Annotated in this window: 13 protein-coding genes; 10 read left to right on the top strand and 3 right to left on the bottom strand. The window is 70.3% G+C overall.

The features are described from left to right. The first annotated feature begins 21 nt into the window (after positions 1–21). Entirely contained in the window at positions 22–2,364 is a 2,343-nt protein-coding gene (locus tag ACFQU4_RS19900) for a peptidase M6 (protein WP_377495091.1), read from the top strand. 18 nt (positions 2,365–2,382) lie between these two features. Further along, a complete protein-coding gene (locus ACFQU4_RS19895; RefSeq protein WP_377495089.1) occupies positions 2,383–2,901 on the top strand; it encodes a hypothetical protein in 519 nt (172 codons plus the stop codon). Here ACFQU4_RS19895 and ACFQU4_RS19890 read toward each other — a convergent pair whose 3' ends face one another. From ACFQU4_RS19890 to dgoD, 3 genes are all read right to left on the bottom strand, one after another. Continuing rightward, positions 2,902–3,090 carry a hypothetical protein gene (locus ACFQU4_RS19890; protein WP_377495087.1) on the bottom strand — a complete coding sequence of 63 codons (189 nt, stop codon included), beginning with the start codon at positions 3,088–3,090 and terminating at the stop codon, positions 2,902–2,904. Further along, entirely contained in the window at positions 3,087–3,212 is a 126-nt protein-coding gene (locus ACFQU4_RS19885; protein WP_377495085.1) for a hypothetical protein, read from the bottom strand. Before ACFQU4_RS19885 ends, ACFQU4_RS19890 begins: the two co-directional genes overlap by 4 nt. 126 nt (positions 3,213–3,338) lie before the next feature. Continuing rightward, on the bottom strand, positions 3,339–4,502 hold the full coding sequence (gene dgoD, locus ACFQU4_RS19880; protein ID WP_377495083.1) for a galactonate dehydratase: 1,164 nt from the start codon (positions 4,500–4,502) through the stop codon (positions 3,339–3,341). A gap of 106 nt (positions 4,503–4,608) precedes the next feature. Between dgoD and ACFQU4_RS19875 the strand changes: the two genes are divergently transcribed. The 8 genes from ACFQU4_RS19875 to ACFQU4_RS19840 all read left to right on the top strand — a co-directional run bounded on the left by ACFQU4_RS19875 (position 4,609) and on the right by ACFQU4_RS19840 (position 15,058). Beyond that, positions 4,609–5,397, top strand: coding sequence for an IclR family transcriptional regulator (locus ACFQU4_RS19875; protein WP_377495081.1), 789 nt, complete (start codon positions 4,609–4,611; stop codon positions 5,395–5,397). Then, positions 5,394–6,767 carry an aspartate aminotransferase family protein gene (locus tag ACFQU4_RS19870; protein ID WP_377495079.1) on the top strand — a complete coding sequence of 458 codons (1,374 nt, stop codon included), beginning with the start codon at positions 5,394–5,396 and terminating at the stop codon, positions 6,765–6,767. Before ACFQU4_RS19875 ends, ACFQU4_RS19870 begins: the two co-directional genes overlap by 4 nt. Then, the gene (locus ACFQU4_RS19865) at positions 6,764–8,305 is read left to right on the top strand and encodes a hypothetical protein (protein WP_377495077.1); all 1,542 of its coding nucleotides are present in this window, start codon (positions 6,764–6,766) and stop codon (positions 8,303–8,305) included. Before ACFQU4_RS19870 ends, ACFQU4_RS19865 begins: the two co-directional genes overlap by 4 nt. Next, positions 8,289–9,689, top strand: a complete 1,401-nt coding sequence (locus tag ACFQU4_RS19860; protein ID WP_377495075.1) for a hypothetical protein — start codon at positions 8,289–8,291, stop codon at positions 9,687–9,689. The genes ACFQU4_RS19865 and ACFQU4_RS19860 overlap by 17 nt, the downstream gene beginning before the upstream one ends. A gap of 418 nt (positions 9,690–10,107) precedes the next feature. Next, positions 10,108–10,884, top strand: coding sequence for a VOC family protein (locus ACFQU4_RS19855; RefSeq protein WP_377495073.1), 777 nt, complete (start codon positions 10,108–10,110; stop codon positions 10,882–10,884). Positions 10,885–10,932: 48 nt separating this feature from the next. Then, on the top strand, positions 10,933–12,402 hold the full coding sequence (gene glmU, locus ACFQU4_RS19850; RefSeq protein ID WP_377495071.1) for a bifunctional UDP-N-acetylglucosamine diphosphorylase/glucosamine-1-phosphate N-acetyltransferase GlmU: 1,470 nt from the start codon (positions 10,933–10,935) through the stop codon (positions 12,400–12,402). A 32-nt stretch (positions 12,403–12,434) separates the two neighbouring features. After that, positions 12,435–13,376 (top strand): ribose-phosphate diphosphokinase, encoded by a 942-nt coding sequence (locus ACFQU4_RS19845; protein ID WP_377495166.1) that lies wholly within the window; start codon positions 12,435–12,437, stop codon positions 13,374–13,376. Positions 13,377–13,612: 236 nt separating this feature from the next. Continuing rightward, a complete protein-coding gene (locus tag ACFQU4_RS19840) occupies positions 13,613–15,058 on the top strand; it encodes an arabinose isomerase (RefSeq protein WP_377495069.1) in 1,446 nt (481 codons plus the stop codon). Positions 15,059–15,066: the final 8 nt, after the last annotated feature.

Here is a 15,066-nt window from a genome sequence, read left to right as displayed (position 1 = left end):
TAGCCCGTCATGGTGTCCCGCATGTCTCGGAGGGCACGCGCTGCGGTCGCCGTCACCGCGTCGCTTGCCGTCACTCTCACCGGCCTGATCGGCCTTTCCACCACTACTGCTTCGGCCGACCCCGGTCCGGGACCGGCCGCTCGGCTGGCCTCCGACACTAGGGAAGCGCCGGCCGAGATCCGCAAGAAATCCAAGATCGACTTGAGCCGGTCGGAGCAGAAGTCGTTCCGCGACGACGCTCCGGCGGTACGTCAGTTCCGGTCCGCACCCGCGACCGAGGACACCGGGACCGGCACTCCGGTCGGCGGCAGCAAGAACTGGCTCGTCTACGGCGTCGCCGGTTATGGCGCCGCTCCGTACACACTGCGCGGAGTCGGCGACAAGATCGAGATCTGGGTGCAGGGCAACCTGAACTACCCGGACGGCGACTGCCGCAACGACGGCGTCCGCAACGTGATCACCGACGCGCAGGTGCAGTCCATGATCACCGAGTTCGACGGCAACATCCTGCCCAAGGAGTCGGAGGTCTTCTCGGTCGCTCCGGAGCGGGACGGGACGCAGTCGGTCGACGTCGGCTTCGGCGCACCGCTGTGGGAGATCATCGGCGGCGGCGACCCGGACTACTTCAAGGGCGAGGGTGACAAGACCGTCGTCCTGGTCAGCAACGTCCGCGACGAGAACTTCTACGATCAGACCACTCCGGCCGGGTCGACCTACATTGCGGGCTTCTTCTCTGCCTTGTACAACGAGGGATTCGACCGCAACGTGATGACGATCGACTCCTACGACTGGCTGCACCGCACCGGCGCCAACCCGCCGGACGAGACCCCGGGCGGACCGTGCAGCCCGCAGCAGCCGGCCCGGCCGCACCTCTACGAGGGCACCTTCGCCCACGAATACCAGCATCTGCTGGAGTACTACGCCGGGCCCGGCGAGACCACCTGGCTCAACGAGGGCCTGTCCGACTACGCGCAGACCGTCGTCGGCTATGTCGACCCCACGCTCGCGTACGGGGAACTGGGCGCGGACAGCCACCTCACCTGCTTCCAGGGCTTCCACGGCTCGGACGCGTTCCCGTACTGCGGGGCGGAGAATTCCCTGACCCGCTGGGAAGATCAGCCGAACGAGACGCTGGCCGACTACGGTGCTGCGTACAGCTTCGTCAGCTATCTGGCCGGTCAGTTCGGCCGCGGTGTGATCACGTACCTGCACAACGACGACGCTCCGGGACTGCGGTCCCTGCAGCGCTATCTCGATGATCGCGCACCGGGGCTGAAGGCCACCGACGTGGTGCACGACTGGGCCGCGCAGATGGCGGTGGACCGGCTGGTGGACGAGGGTGCCCGCGGGCTCAATCGCGACCAGCGGCGCCGGTTCACGGCGAGCGAGCTGAACTCGGCGATCGACTGGGCCTGGACCGGTTCGTACGATTCGCCCGGGGCCCCGGCCAACGGGTCGGATTACGTGCTGGGCATTGCGAACCGTCCGGTGAACAGTGACACGATCACGTCGCTGAGCTTCGCCGGTGCCGGTACCTATCGAGCGGATCCGTTGCAGTGGGTGATCGACGACGCGGCACTCTGGTCCGGCGAAGGAGATGATCTTGATCGTGCGATCGTCTACCCGGTCTCGGTGCCGGCCGGCGGCGGTCAGCTGACCTTCTCCAGCCGGTACGACATCGAGGCCAACTGGGACTTCGGCGTCGTCCAGGTGTCGACCGACGGTGGCGAGACCTACCAGACCATCGGCAACGAGAACACCACCAGCGAGTACGCCGACGGCGCCAAGGCGTCGATCATCGCGCAACTGCCCGGACTGACCGGCCTGAGCGACGGCTACCAGCCGCAGAGCTTCGACCTGTCCGACTACGCCGGCAAGAACGTCCTGGTCTCGTTCCGGTACCTCACCGACGGAGCCGCCAACGGCAACGGCAGCGGCGAACCATCCGGCTGGTGGATCCGGGACGTGAAGCTCGGCGACACGGTGATCACCGACGGCACCACCCTGAACGGCGGCCAGTCGCCGACCCAGGTGTCGCCGATGAAGGTCGCCGACTGGCGGGTGCAGCTGGTCGGCTGGACGCTGGACGGGAAGACGGTCCGGTACGCCGACGTGGACCTGAGCAAGGCCCACAAGGCTTCGCTGAACCGGAGCGAACTGCGCCGGATCCTCGGCCGGGTGGACCGGGTCGGCGTGATCGTGACCGTCGACGATCCGCAGGAGCTGGCGAACAAGAACGCCAACTACACGCTCAAGATCAACGGCGTGCTGCAACCCGGCGGCCAGGGCAACACCGTCCCGCTCGCCGGGAGCGCCCTGGACCGGAGAGCGCCCGTCTCCAAGCGGCTCAACGTCACCTATTGAGTCGGCTAGCCTGACCGCATGCGCCGGTTCGCAGCCCTCGCCGTCCTGACCTTGATCATGACGGTGACGGGCTGCGGCCTGCTGCCGGGCTGGCCGGGGCGATCCCCGACACCGACTCCGGCCGGGCTCTCCGAGCCGCTGGCGTTCCACCAGGTCACCGAACTCCGGCCGGCGCCGTGCGCGTCGGCCGGGTCGGACCGGACCTACCCCGAGCCGGACAACCCGCGATCCTGCCTGCGGCTCGGGCCGAGTCGGCTTACCGTCGAACGCCTCGAACAGGTGAAGGTCGAGACCGACTCGGGCGGCAACTGGATGATCTTGATCACCCTGCCCGCCGACGCCGCCGACACCCTGGCCGAGGTGACCGCAGACCTCGCCGCGGAGCCGGATCCGAAGAATCGGATGGCCATGATCATCGGCGAGGAGTTGATCTCCGCCCCGATGGTGCAGCAGGAGATCCCGGGCGGCCAACTACAGCTCGCCGGCAACTTCACCCGAGCCGACGCCGACGCCTTGGCCCGCCGGCTCGGCGGCTGATCAGCTGTGGGGCAGTCCCAGGTCGGCGAAGTGAAGAGTGAATTCGATCTTGCCGAGCTCGAGCCGAACGAACTCCGCCGCGGCCCAGCGTTCGACCGGGAAGGCAAAGGTGAGTCTCACGTGCCCTCCCGTTGCCCCGCCGGACATCCCGAGGCTGGGTGAAGTATTGCCCGCTGCGTCGATGATCACGGCCCGGTAGCGCTCCGTGGGAAGGTGTCGGTGTCATAGCGCTCGTCGGGAACCTCGAGATCGACGAGAATCTCGCCGCTGTCAGCTCGGCCGGACACCGCGAGTCGGATGCCTGGCGTCATCTGGGGACGGTAACACTCGCGTGAGAGTGCCGGGCAGATCGTCGAGTGTGACGGTACGACCACGCGAAATCGATCTCACCGGTCCGTAACGTCACACTCGGCGAAACCTGGGAGTCTTCGCGGGGGTCACCAGTCGCAGAGGGTGCCGTCGGGGAGGCGGGTGGAGAGTTGGAGCTCGGTTTCGGTGCCGGGGTGGGCGGCGGCGACGGTCTCGTTCACGGCGGTGCCGAGGCCGGGGCCGGCCGGCGGGACGGCGTAGCCGTCGGCGAACTCGAGCGGGGTGGTGAGGATGTCGTCCCAGATCGGGGCGGCGGCGCGCATCTGCTCCTGGATCAGCCAGTTCGAGGTGGCCATCGCGAAGTGCAGGTTGTGCGCGGTGGCGATCGGGCCGAGCGGGTTGTGCGGCGCGAGGGTGACGCCGAAGGCCTCGGCCAGGCCGGCGATCCGGCGCAGCTCGGACAGTCCGCCGCAGTGGCAGACGTCCGGCTGCAGGACGGCGACGGCACCGGTCCGCAGCACCCGGAGGAACTCGCCGCGGCCGGACAGCCGCTCGCCGAGGGCGATCGGAATCCCTGCCCCGGCAGCGATCCCGGGCAGTTCCTCGACCAGCTCCGGTTGGCACGGCTCCTCCAGGAACCACGGCCGGTACGGCCGCAGCACCCCGGCGAAGGCGATCGCCGCGGCCGGCGTACACCGGCCGTGCAGGTCGATCATGATCTCCACCTCGTCGCCGACGGCATCCCGGACCGCGGCCATCACCCGGTCGGTGGTGCGCAGCGCCGCGCCGGACGGCAGCCCGGCACCCATCGGCACGGCCAGCACCTTCACCGCATCGAAGCCCTCCTCGACGCTGCGCCGCGCACTGTCGGCGAACCGCTCGGCCGACAGTTCCCCGTAGACCGCGTCCGGGTCGCCGCCGCCCAGATGGTCGTAGAGCCTGATCTTGTCCCGGACCCGGCCGCCGAGCAGCTCGTACAGCGGGACGCCGAGCGCCTGCGCCTTCAGGTCGTGCAGGGCCTGATCGATGCCGGACAGCGCGCTCATGGTGATCAAGCCGCCCTTCCAGAACTGCTGCCGGAAGAGCTTCTGCCACAGGTGTTCGATCCGGTACGGATCCTCGCCGATCAACAACGGCACGAAGTCGCGCACCGCCCCGACGATCGAATGGGTCCGCCACTCGGTGCTCGCCTCGCCCCAACCGACCAACCCCTGGTCGGTCCGGATCCGGACGAACACCCAGTTCCGCATGCCGGCATCGCAGACGACCGTGTCCACTTCGGTGATCTTCATGCTTCGCTCCAGAGTCGGGGACTGACGCCGGTCGTTGACAGTACGCCATGTCTTCGCGCTATCGTACTAGTGAAAGACACTGTCACTGAATGGAACATGATCAATTATGGCGACCCCCGACGGACTGCAGAGCGTCGAGCGGCTGACCGGCCTGCTCGAAGCCGTGGCGGAGCAGCCCGGCCCGCTCTCCGTGGTCGCCGCGCGCGCCGGCCTCAGCGAGCCGACCGCCCTCCGCTACCTGAACAGCGTGGTCCGGAACGGCTGGGTGGAACGCGACCCGCGGACCCGGCACTACCGGATCGGCATGCGGCTGTTCGCGCTCGGCCGCAGCGCCCTCGGCCGGCAGGGCCTGATGGGGCTGGCCGGGACGGCCATGGCGACCGTGGTCGACGAGTGCGAGGAGACCGCGACGCTCGGCGTCCGCACCGGTGATCAACTCGTCATCGCGCACGCCGTGGAGAGCCGGCACCCGATCCGCAAGGGAGCGGCGATCGGCGAGACGGACGCCTGGCACTCGACCGGTCTCGGCAAGGCGATCTTGTCGACGCTGACCGAGGAGGAGGTCCGGGAATCGCTGCGCAGGTACGAGTTCCGGGCCAGCACGCCGCGCACCCTGACCTCCCTGCGGGCCCTGCTGGCCGACCTCGCCGAGGTGCGCCGGCGCGGCTACGCGGTCGACGACGAGGAGTCGGTGGCCGGGCTGCGCTGCGTCGCCGTACCGGTGCGTGATCACAGCGGCACCGCCCGCTATGCGCTCAGCGTCAGCGGCCCGGGCAGCCGCGTCCCGGTGGCCCGGTTCGACGAGCTGGCGGCCCTGTTGCAGAAGCAAGTTGATCATCTCGAGCTGTTCCTGGGCTACGACCCGGACCCATCGATCGAAGGAGACAGAGAGTGAATGCAGTTGGTGCCGGCGCGCCGCTCGCCGAGCGGGCCCGGGCGGCCATCCCCGGCGGCGTGAACAGCGGGCAGCGCAGTGTTCCGGGGATCACCGACCTGGTCGTCGCGCGCGCCGAGGGAGCCCGGTTCTTCGACACCGAGGGCCGGGCCTACACCGACTACCACGCCGCGTTCGGCCCGCAGCTGCTCGGCCACAACGATCCCGACGTCAGCGCCGCGGTGGCGGCGGTGACCCGTGAGGTCGACCTGTGCGGCGTCGGGGTGACGCCGGGCGAGATCGAGCTAGCGGAGCGGTTGATCGAACTGGTGCCGAGCTTCGAGCAGGTGCTGCTGACCAGCACCGGCAGCGAGGCGACGTTCCATGCGCTGCGGCTGTCCCGGGCCGTCACCGGACGGCGGCTGGTGGTCAAGTTCCAGGGCTGCTACCACGGCTGGCACGACGCGGTCAGCCTGAACGTGATCTCCGCCGAGGAGGCCCTGAACCGGCCGGACCCGATCTCAGCCGGCATCCTCCCCGAGGTGCTGGAATCGACCGTGGTGCTGCCGTTCAACGACGCCGAGGCGGTCCGCCGGCTGTTCGCCGATCATGGTGATCAGATCGCCGGCGTGATCGTCGAACCGGTGCCGCACAACATCGGCTGCGTCCTGCCGACCGACGAGTTCCTGCTCACGCTGCGGGAGCAGACCACCAAGCACGGCGCGATCTTGATCTTCGACGAGGTGATCACCGGCTTCCGGCACGCGCTCGGCGGCTGGCAGGAGATCAGCGGGATCACGCCCGACCTGACCACGCTGGGCAAGGCGTTCGCGAACGGGTTCCCGCTCGGCGCGATCGGCGGCCGGGCCGATCTGATGCAGCAGTTCAGCTCCCGGCCGGGCGGGCCGGCGTTCTTCGCGGGTACGTACAACGGAGCGCCGGTCGTGGTCGCCGCGGCGCTGGCGACACTCACCAAGCTGACCGAGCAGCCGGTGCACGAGCACACCTTCCGGCTCGGCGAGCTGGCCCGCACCGGCCTCCGCGAGGTCTTCGCGGAGCTGGACGTTCCGGCCGTCGTGACGGGCTACGGTTCGATCTTCGTCAGCTACTTCATGCCGGGCCCGGCACCGCGTACGTACAGCGATCTGCTGGCCAACCGGGCCGACCTGTTCGTCGGCTACCGGCGCCGGCTGATCGACCGCGGGATCTTCGAGCTGCCGCTGAACCTCAAGCGCAGCCACATCTCCTACGCCCACACGGAATCCGACATCGATCAGCTCGTCGCCGGCACGAAGGACGCCGTCCGCGAGGCCCTGCGCGAGACCGGGGCCGGAGACCTGGCGGTCGGCGCCTCGACGATGGGCGGGCTGGCGGCCGGCGAGTCGCGATGAGCCTGCTGGACGAGTCCCGGGTGATCGACTTCTGGGGCCCGTCGTCGGCGTCGCCGCGGTTCGTCGCGCCGCCGGTGCTGCGCTGGCACCCGACCGCGGCGACCGCTTCGTACGACGTGGCGGTCGCCGACCGCGATCGGGTGGTCTGGCGGCGCACGGTGACGGACCCCGAAGTTGATCTTGTCGAGGCCTGGCCGGCCCTCGGGCTCGGGCCGGTCGACGTGCTGGTCCGAGGCTTCGACGACACCGGTGCCGAGGTCGCGGTACGGGCTGCCCGGCGGTTCTGGCGGGTGCCCGGCTTCGACGGGGTGGCGCCCGAACCGGCCGACTGGACAGCGGCCGTGCACCGCGCGATGGGCCACCTGGTCGGCCCGGCGCGGGACCGGGTGGACGACTACGAAGGGGACGCGCCGCGCAGCGTCTGGTCCTCCTTCGAGGACACCCCGACCGGCGTGCGCGGCCGGCTCGGCTTCCCGTCCCTGCACAACCCGAGCTTCGTACTGGCCCTGCTCGGGTACGCCGACCGGTTCGCCGGCGCACCGCTCGCACCGGTCGCGGAACGGCAGGCACTGGCGTACGGCGACTGGCTGCTCGAGCACACCCTGCCCGACGACTGGCGCTGCGCCGGGCTGTCCCCGTCCACCGTCGAGCACGGCCGGATCGGCGGGCTGGTCGAGGGCCACAACATCACGCTGTTCCGGTCCGCCCGGGTCGGCGAGGCCATGCTGCGGCTGTTCGCCCACACCGGGGACGAGCGCTACCTCGCCCGGGCCCGCCGGATCGCCGACGTGCTGCTGGACCTGCAGCAGCCGGACGGCTCCTGGCCGTACCGGGTCGATCCGAGAACGGGTGCCGTCGCGGAGGCGTACACCTCGGCGGTGATCACGCCGATCCGGCTGTTGATCATGCTCGAACCGCTCGCCGACCGGTCCGGGGCCGACCGGCTCGGCACGGCTCGCCGGCGGGCCGAGCAGTGGCTGCTCCGCGGGCCGATCAGCGACGGCCGCTGGGAGGGGATGTACGAGGACGTACCGTCGGTGCAGCCGTGGACCAACCTGCAGAACTGGGACACCAACGAGACGATCCGCCACCTGCTCGGGCCGGACTGCGACCTGCCGGACCGGGTCGCGCACGCGGAGGCACTGAACGCCTACATCGAAGATCAGTTCGTGGTCTGGGCGCCGGAGGAGTCGCCGGTCCAGGTCCGCTGCCCGACTCCGACGGTGATCGAGCAGTACCGCTGCTACCACCCGATGGAGGTGCACACCGGCAACTGGCTCGCCTCCCTGCTGGCGCTGCACCGCAGTACCGGCAAACCGGACTATCTGATCAAGGGCGTGGCCGCCGCAAACGCGATCGTCGCCGGCCAACATGATCATGGTGCGCTGTCCACCTGGGGCTTCGACACCCGCTTCGGGACGCCCTTGCTGGCCAGGGATTGGCCGGGCTGCAACGCGGTCGCGGTGAGCGCGCTGCTGCACTGGTCCGCCTACCACGCCGACCCCGCCGGGTACCGCCCGAGTGCCTGGACCGTCTGACCCGGAGACCGAACTGATCATGGAACAGCTGAGCTGGGCACCGTTGGCCGCCGCCGGACGCGTCGGTGTCGCGATCCGCGACATCACGCCGCCGGCCGGCATCCTGGCCCGCAACTGGGGCGCCGCCGACACCGACCTCGCGGCGGGCGTGCACCGGCCGCTGCGGGCCACCGCGCTCGCGATCAGCGACGGCGACGGTCCGACCCGTTATCTGGTGTCGACCGACCTCGGCTGGTGGCGCAACGCGGCCGAGGAAGAGGGCGTACGGTCCCGGGTGCTGGACGCGCTCGGCGCCGAGCCGGCCGACCTGCTGATCCACCTGGTGCACACCCATTCCGGCCCGACGCTGACCGCGACCTCGCCCGAACTGCAGGGCGCCGACCTGGTGCCGGCCTATCTCGACCTGCTCGCGGAGCGGATCATCGAGGCCTGCCGGGAGGCGGCCGAGTCGGCCGTCGAGGCCACCGCCACCTTCGGCACCGCCCGCTGCGACGTCGCGGTCGACCGTGCCCTCGTGCTGGGCGGCCGGGACCTGGTCGCCTTCAACCCCGGCGCCCCGGCCGACGACACCCTGCTGGTCGGCCGGATCACCGCCCGGGACGGCCGACCGCTGGCGACCATGATCAACTACGCCTGCCACCCGACCACCCTCGGCTGGCAGCCGCCGCTGATCTCGCCGGACTGGATCGGTGCCGCGCGCGAGGAGGTGGAGCGGGCGACCGGAGCGCCGTGTCTGGTGCTGCAGGGAGCCTCCGGCGAACTGAGCCCGCGGGAGCAGTACGGCGACGGCGACCTCACCGACCGGGTCGGCCGGGCGATCGGCTACGCCGCCCTGTCCGGCCTGACCGCGATGCCGCCGCCCGGCAGCAGGCTCGGCCTGGCGGAGGTCGTCGAGTCCGGCACCGCCCTCGGGATCTGGCGGCCCCAGCCGGCCGAACCGTCCCGGACCCTGCGGACGATCCGGCCCGTCGCCGAACTCACCACCCGGCCGCAGCCGACCCCGGAGGAACTGGCCCGCCGGCACGCCGGGATCAACCCGTCCGCCGCCGCCGAACGGCTGCGCCGGGCGAGCCAGCTGCGGGCCGGCTACATCGAGGGCGACATGGCCAGGCACCCGCTCTGGGTCTGGCGCTGGGGCGACGCGATCGTCCTGGCCCAGGCCGGCGAGCCGTACTCCTGGCTGCAGACGGAGCTGCGCCGCCGCCACCCTGACCTGGCGATCTTCGTCCTCAATTGCACCAATGGGCCGGGCTTCGTGTACCTCCCGCCGGCTTCCGTGTACGGGCGGGATGTCTACCAGGTCTGGCAATCTGAAATCGTGGCCGGGAGCCTGGAAAGGCTTGTTGATCTTGCTTCGTCGTCGATCCTGGAACTAGGCGACTGAGGGGGAGGCTGGATCGGGACCGCCGGGGAGGTCTGTGCGCGGACAACCATCCGCCCGCGGTGGCCTTGGTTCGGCTGCCGCGATTCTGCGTCGCGGGCTCCCGCCAGGCCCGTCCACGTCCGCGCACAGACCTCCCCGGCAGTCCCTGACTGGGCTTCCGTCCACGGGGGTGGTCGGTTGGGAGCCGAGCGCTGGTCGGATGCGTGGGGGGTGTGGGAACCGGACGAGTGGGTGGGTGTCGGGAGGATGGGGCGGGGCCGGATTGGGAAGGGTGCGGTCGCCGGCGCTCTGGTTTTTGAGTGGATTGTCGCCGGTTAGTCGCGGCGAGAATTCACTCACGGCGGGGGACGGTGACTCGCGTCGTCGCTGATGCGGGCGGGGACCGGCCGTCCGGGGCTTTGGTCGTTAGGTTGGGCGGATGGAGCGGTCGGTGTTGGAGTGTCTGTGCGTTGATGCGCGGGATCCGGTGCGGTTGGGGCGGTTCTGGGCTGGGGTGCTCGAGTCGCCCGTGATCGAGGAGTCCGCGGAGGCGACTCGGGTCGGGTATCCGGGGCTGGACGGGTTCTACCTCGACTTCCTGCCGGTGCCGGAGCGGGAGGAGCGGCCGCACCGGCTGCATCTGGACCTGTACGGCGGTGACGAGCGCGATGCGATGGTCGAGCGGGCGCTCGGGCTCGGGGCCGAGCACGTGGACGTCGGGCAGGGCGATGCTCCGTGGGTGGTCCTGGTCGATCCCGAGGACTACGCGTTCTGCGTGATGCCGGATCGTCGGATGCGGGACAGCGGCGAGCCGATGTATCCGGACACCGGGCCGATCGGCGGGATCCCGATCGACGCCGACGATATCGACGCGGCGGCGACGTTCTGGCGGCAGGCCTGGGACTGGCAGCTCTGGCCGGCGCTGCCCGCGACGTTCCGCCACCCGTCCGGCACCGGGCCGCTGATCGGCTTCACCGAACCGGTCGAGCCGAAGCGCGGGAAGAACCCGCTGCACCTCGATCTCCGGGTCCCGCCGGGCGGCGACTACGACGCCGAACTGGCCCGGCTGCTCGATCTCGGCGCCCGGCGGCTCGACCACGACTGGGGCGACCTGCCCTGGACCGTCCTGCTCGACCCGGGCAACAACGAGTTCTGCCTGCTCCGGCCCCAGCAGCCGCAGGCGTCCGATGAGACAGTGTCGGGAGCAGGAGACTAAGGTGACCCGGCGGACAACACCGCCCTGACGAGAGCCCAAGGAGCCCGTGTGAATGCAGCCACCGATGCCCCCTCGGAGGCGACCCTGGCGGCCGTGATCATCCTCGCCGCAGGGGGCGGCACCCGGATGAAGTCGGCCCGGCCCAAGTTCCTGCACGAGGTCGGCGGCCGGTCGATCCTGCACCGGGTGCTGGACGCGGCGACCGCGCTGACGCCGGAGCACGTCGCGGTCGTGGTCGGGCACGGGCGGGACCAGGTGGAGGCGCATCTCGACGAGGTCGCCCCGCACGCGGTACGGGTGCCGCAGGGCGACGAGGCGTACGGCACCGGCTACGCGGCCCAGTGCGCGATCGCCGGCCTGCCCGAGTTGCACGGCGACATCGTGATCACGGTCGGCGACGCACCGCTGCAGACCGGCGATGCGCTGGCCGGCCTGGTCGCCGCGCACCGGTCCGCCGGAGCGGTGGCGACGGTGCTCACGGCGACCGCTCCGGACCCGACGGGGTACGGCCGGATCGTCCGCGGGGCCGACGGCTCGGTGGTCGCGATCGTCGAGCACAAGGACGCCACCGAGGAGCAGCGGGGGATCGACGAGATCAACTCCGGCATCTTCGTCTTCGACGCGGACACGCTGCGGGACGGCCTGTCCAAGATCAGCACCGACAATGCGCAGGGCGAGCTGATGCTCACCGACGTGGTCAAGATCGCCACCGACAACCACCAGCAGGTCGCCGCCTATCGCGTGGACGACTTCTGGCTGACCGAGGGCGTCAACGACCGGGTCCAGCTGGGCCGGCTGAACGCCGAACTGAACCGGCGCACCTGCGAGCAGTGGATGCGGGCCGGCGTCACCATCGTCGACCCGGCGACCACCTGGATCCACGACACCGTTGATCTCCAACCGGACGCCACCGTGCTGCCGGGTACGTCGCTCGAGGGCGCGACCTCGATCGGGGCCGGCGCCACCATCGGCCCGGACACCACGCTGGTCGACGTCGAGGTCGGCGCCGGCGCGACGGTGATCAGGACGCACGGCTCGCTGGCCGTGATCGGCTCCGAGGCGACCGTCGGACCGTTCGCCTACCTCCGCCCCGGCACCGAGCTCGGCAGCAAGGGCAAGATCGGCACCTTCGTCGAGACCAAGAACGCGATCATCGGCGCCGGCGCCAAGGTGCCGCACCTGACCTACGCCGGCGACACCACGATCGGCGAGGGCGCCAACATCGGCGCCGGAACGATCTTCGCCAACTACGACGGCGTGCTCAAGACCAGCAGCACCGTCGGCCGGCACTCGTTCGTCGGCAGCGGCACCGTCCTGGTCCATCCGGTCACGATCGCCGACGGGGTCTACACGGCCGCCGGCTCGACGATCATCAGCGACGTCGAGCCGGGCGAACTGGCGGTCGCGCGAGGCCGGCAGCGCAACATCCCGGGCTGGGTCGCGCGGAAGCGCGCCGGGACCAAGACCGCCGCTGCCGCTGAGCAGTCCGGCGAAACCGAGAAGGGGGAGGGCGCATGACGGGGGTCAAGAAGCCCAACGAGAAGCATCTGATGCTGTTCTCGGGACGGGCCTATCCCGCGCTGGCCGACGAGGTCGCGCAACTGATGAACGTCGACATCGTGCCGACCAGGTCGCTGAACTACGCCAACTCCGAGATCTACGTCAGGTTCGAGGAGTCGGTCCGCGGCTGCGACGCGTACGTGATCCAGAGCCACGCCGCCCCGGTCAACGAGTGGGTGATGGAACAGTTGATCATGGTCGACGCCCTGAAGCGGGCCTCGGCCAAGCGGATCACGGTGGTCGCGCCCTTCTATCCGTACGCGCGGCAGGACAAGAAGCACGCCGGCCGGGAGCCGATCTCGGCCCGGCTGATCGCCGACCTCTACAAGACGGCCGGCGCCGACCGGCTGATGTCGGTCGACCTGCACGCCGCGCAGATCCAGGGCTTCTTCGACGGGCCCGTTGATCATCTCTGGGCGCTGCCGGTGCTGTCGAACTACGTCGAGTCCAAGTACGACACGTCGGAGATGACCGTCGTGTCGCCGGACGCCGGCCGGGTCCGGCTGGCCGACATGTGGACCGACAAGCTGAACTGTGCGCTGGCGATCATCCACAAGCGGCGCGATCCCAACGTGGCCAACACGGTCGCGGTGCACGAGGTGGTCGGCGAGGTCGAGGGCCGGGTCTGCCTGCTCGTCGACGACATGATCGACACCGCCGGCACGATCTGCCAGGCCGCCGAGGCGCTGATGGAACGCGGGGCCAAGTCGGTGATCGCCGCGGCGACCCATCCGGTGCTGTCCGGCCCGGCCGTCGATCGGCTGACCGCCTCGGCGTTCGAGGAGGTCATCGTCACCAACACGCTGCCGATCCCCGAGGAACGTCACTTCGACCGGCTCACGGTACTGTCCATCGCCCCGCTGATCGCCCGCGCGATCACCGAGGTGTTCGAGGACGGTTCGGTCACCTCGCTCTTCAACGGCCAGTCCTGATCCGACGGCCGGCGTTCGCTCCGGCGTACGCCCCGCCGAGCATGATCAAACAACCGAACAGCTGCAGCAGTGCCGGCCGTTCGCCGAAGCCGGCGCGCCCGGCAGCAGGGTGCCGACCGGCGCGGCCCGGCCTGGCGATCCGATTTCGAGCCGTCAGCGGGCGCAGGGTTGACTTCTCGGCCGGCTTGTAAAACGATTCAATTCTGGTTCTGGAGCCGACTCGCTGTGGAGGAACGATGGCGGACGCTGGAGAGCGCGATCCCTCGGAGCTGCTGATCCCGCATCAGCGGCGGCGGACCCGGATCGGTCTGGTCTCGGGCGGACTGGGGGCCTACTGGCCGCAGTTCCCCGGGCTGCTGGAACAGTTGCAGGCATCCGCGCGCTACGTCACCGAGCGGTTCCAGGGCATGGACGCCGATGTGGTCGACGCCGGCTTCGTCTCCGACGCCACGGACGCCGGGAAGGCCGGCGAGAAGCTGCGGGTGGCCGACTGCGACCTGGTGGTGATCTTCGTCGCGACGTACCTCACCTCGTCGATGGTGCTGCCGATCGCCCAGAAGGCGAACGCGCCGGTGTTGATCATCGACCTGCAGCCGTCCGAGAAGATGGACCACGCGACGTTCGACACAGGGGAGTGGCTGGCCTACTGCGGCCAGTGCCCGATCCCGGAGATCGCCAACGTGTTCCGCCGGGCCGGGATCGGCTTCCGTTCCGTGTCCGGCCATCTCCGGCAGGAGAGCGCCTGGACCCGGATCGGCCACTGGATCGCCGCGGCCGGGGTCCGGGCCCGGTTGCGGGAGGCCCGGCACGGGCTGATGGGGCACCTCTATCCGGGCATGCTGGACGTGTCGACGGACCTGACCACGGTGTCGACGACGTTCGGCTCCCACCTCGAGGTGCTGGAGTTCGACGATCTCCGGGAACGGGTCGCCGAGGTCACCGACGCCGAGACCTCGGACCGGGTCGCGCTGGCCCGGAAGCTGTTCCAGCTCGACCGGACCGTCGAGTCCGATGATCTTGAATGGGCGGCCAAGGTGTCGGTCGGGCTGGACCGGCTGGTGGCCGACTTCGATCTCGACTCGGTCGCCTATTACCACCGTGGCCTGGCCGGCGAACTGCACGAGCGGCTGGGTGCGGCGATGATCTTGGGCTCGTCCCTGCTCACCGCGCGCGGCATCCCGATGGCGGGCGAGTACGAGTTGCGTACGTCGATCGCGATGCTGATCTGCCAGTCCCTCGGCGCCGGCGGCTCGTTCACCGAGATCCAGGCGCTCAACTTCGACGACGGCGTGGTGGAGATGGGCCACGACGGCCCGGCACACCTCGCGATCAGCGCCCGGGATCCGCTGCTGCGCGGGCTCGGCGTCTATCACGGCAAACGCGGCTGGGGCGTCTCGGTGGAGTTCGACGTCCGGCACGGGCCGGTCACCACGATCGGCCTCGGCCAGGACCCGGACGGCAGCTACGTGCTGGTCACCTCCGAGGGCACCGTGGTCGACGGGCCGCTGCTGCAGATCGGCAACACCACGTCGCGGGTCGACTTCGGGGTCGACCCGGGCGAGTGGGTGGACGCCTGGAGCCGGACCGGCATCGGGCACCATTGGGCCCTGGCGGTCGGCCACCGGTCGGCCGAGATCCGGGCCGCCGCCGAGCTGCTCGGCCTGGATCACCGTACGGCCTAGGGCCACCC

This window comes from Microlunatus sp. GCM10028923, assembly GCF_042666975.1.
Classification (GTDB): Bacteria; Actinomycetota; Actinomycetes; order Propionibacteriales; family Propionibacteriaceae; genus Microlunatus.
Note: the sequence above shows the minus strand (reverse complement) of the source record. Positions and strands in the feature narration are given on the sequence as shown.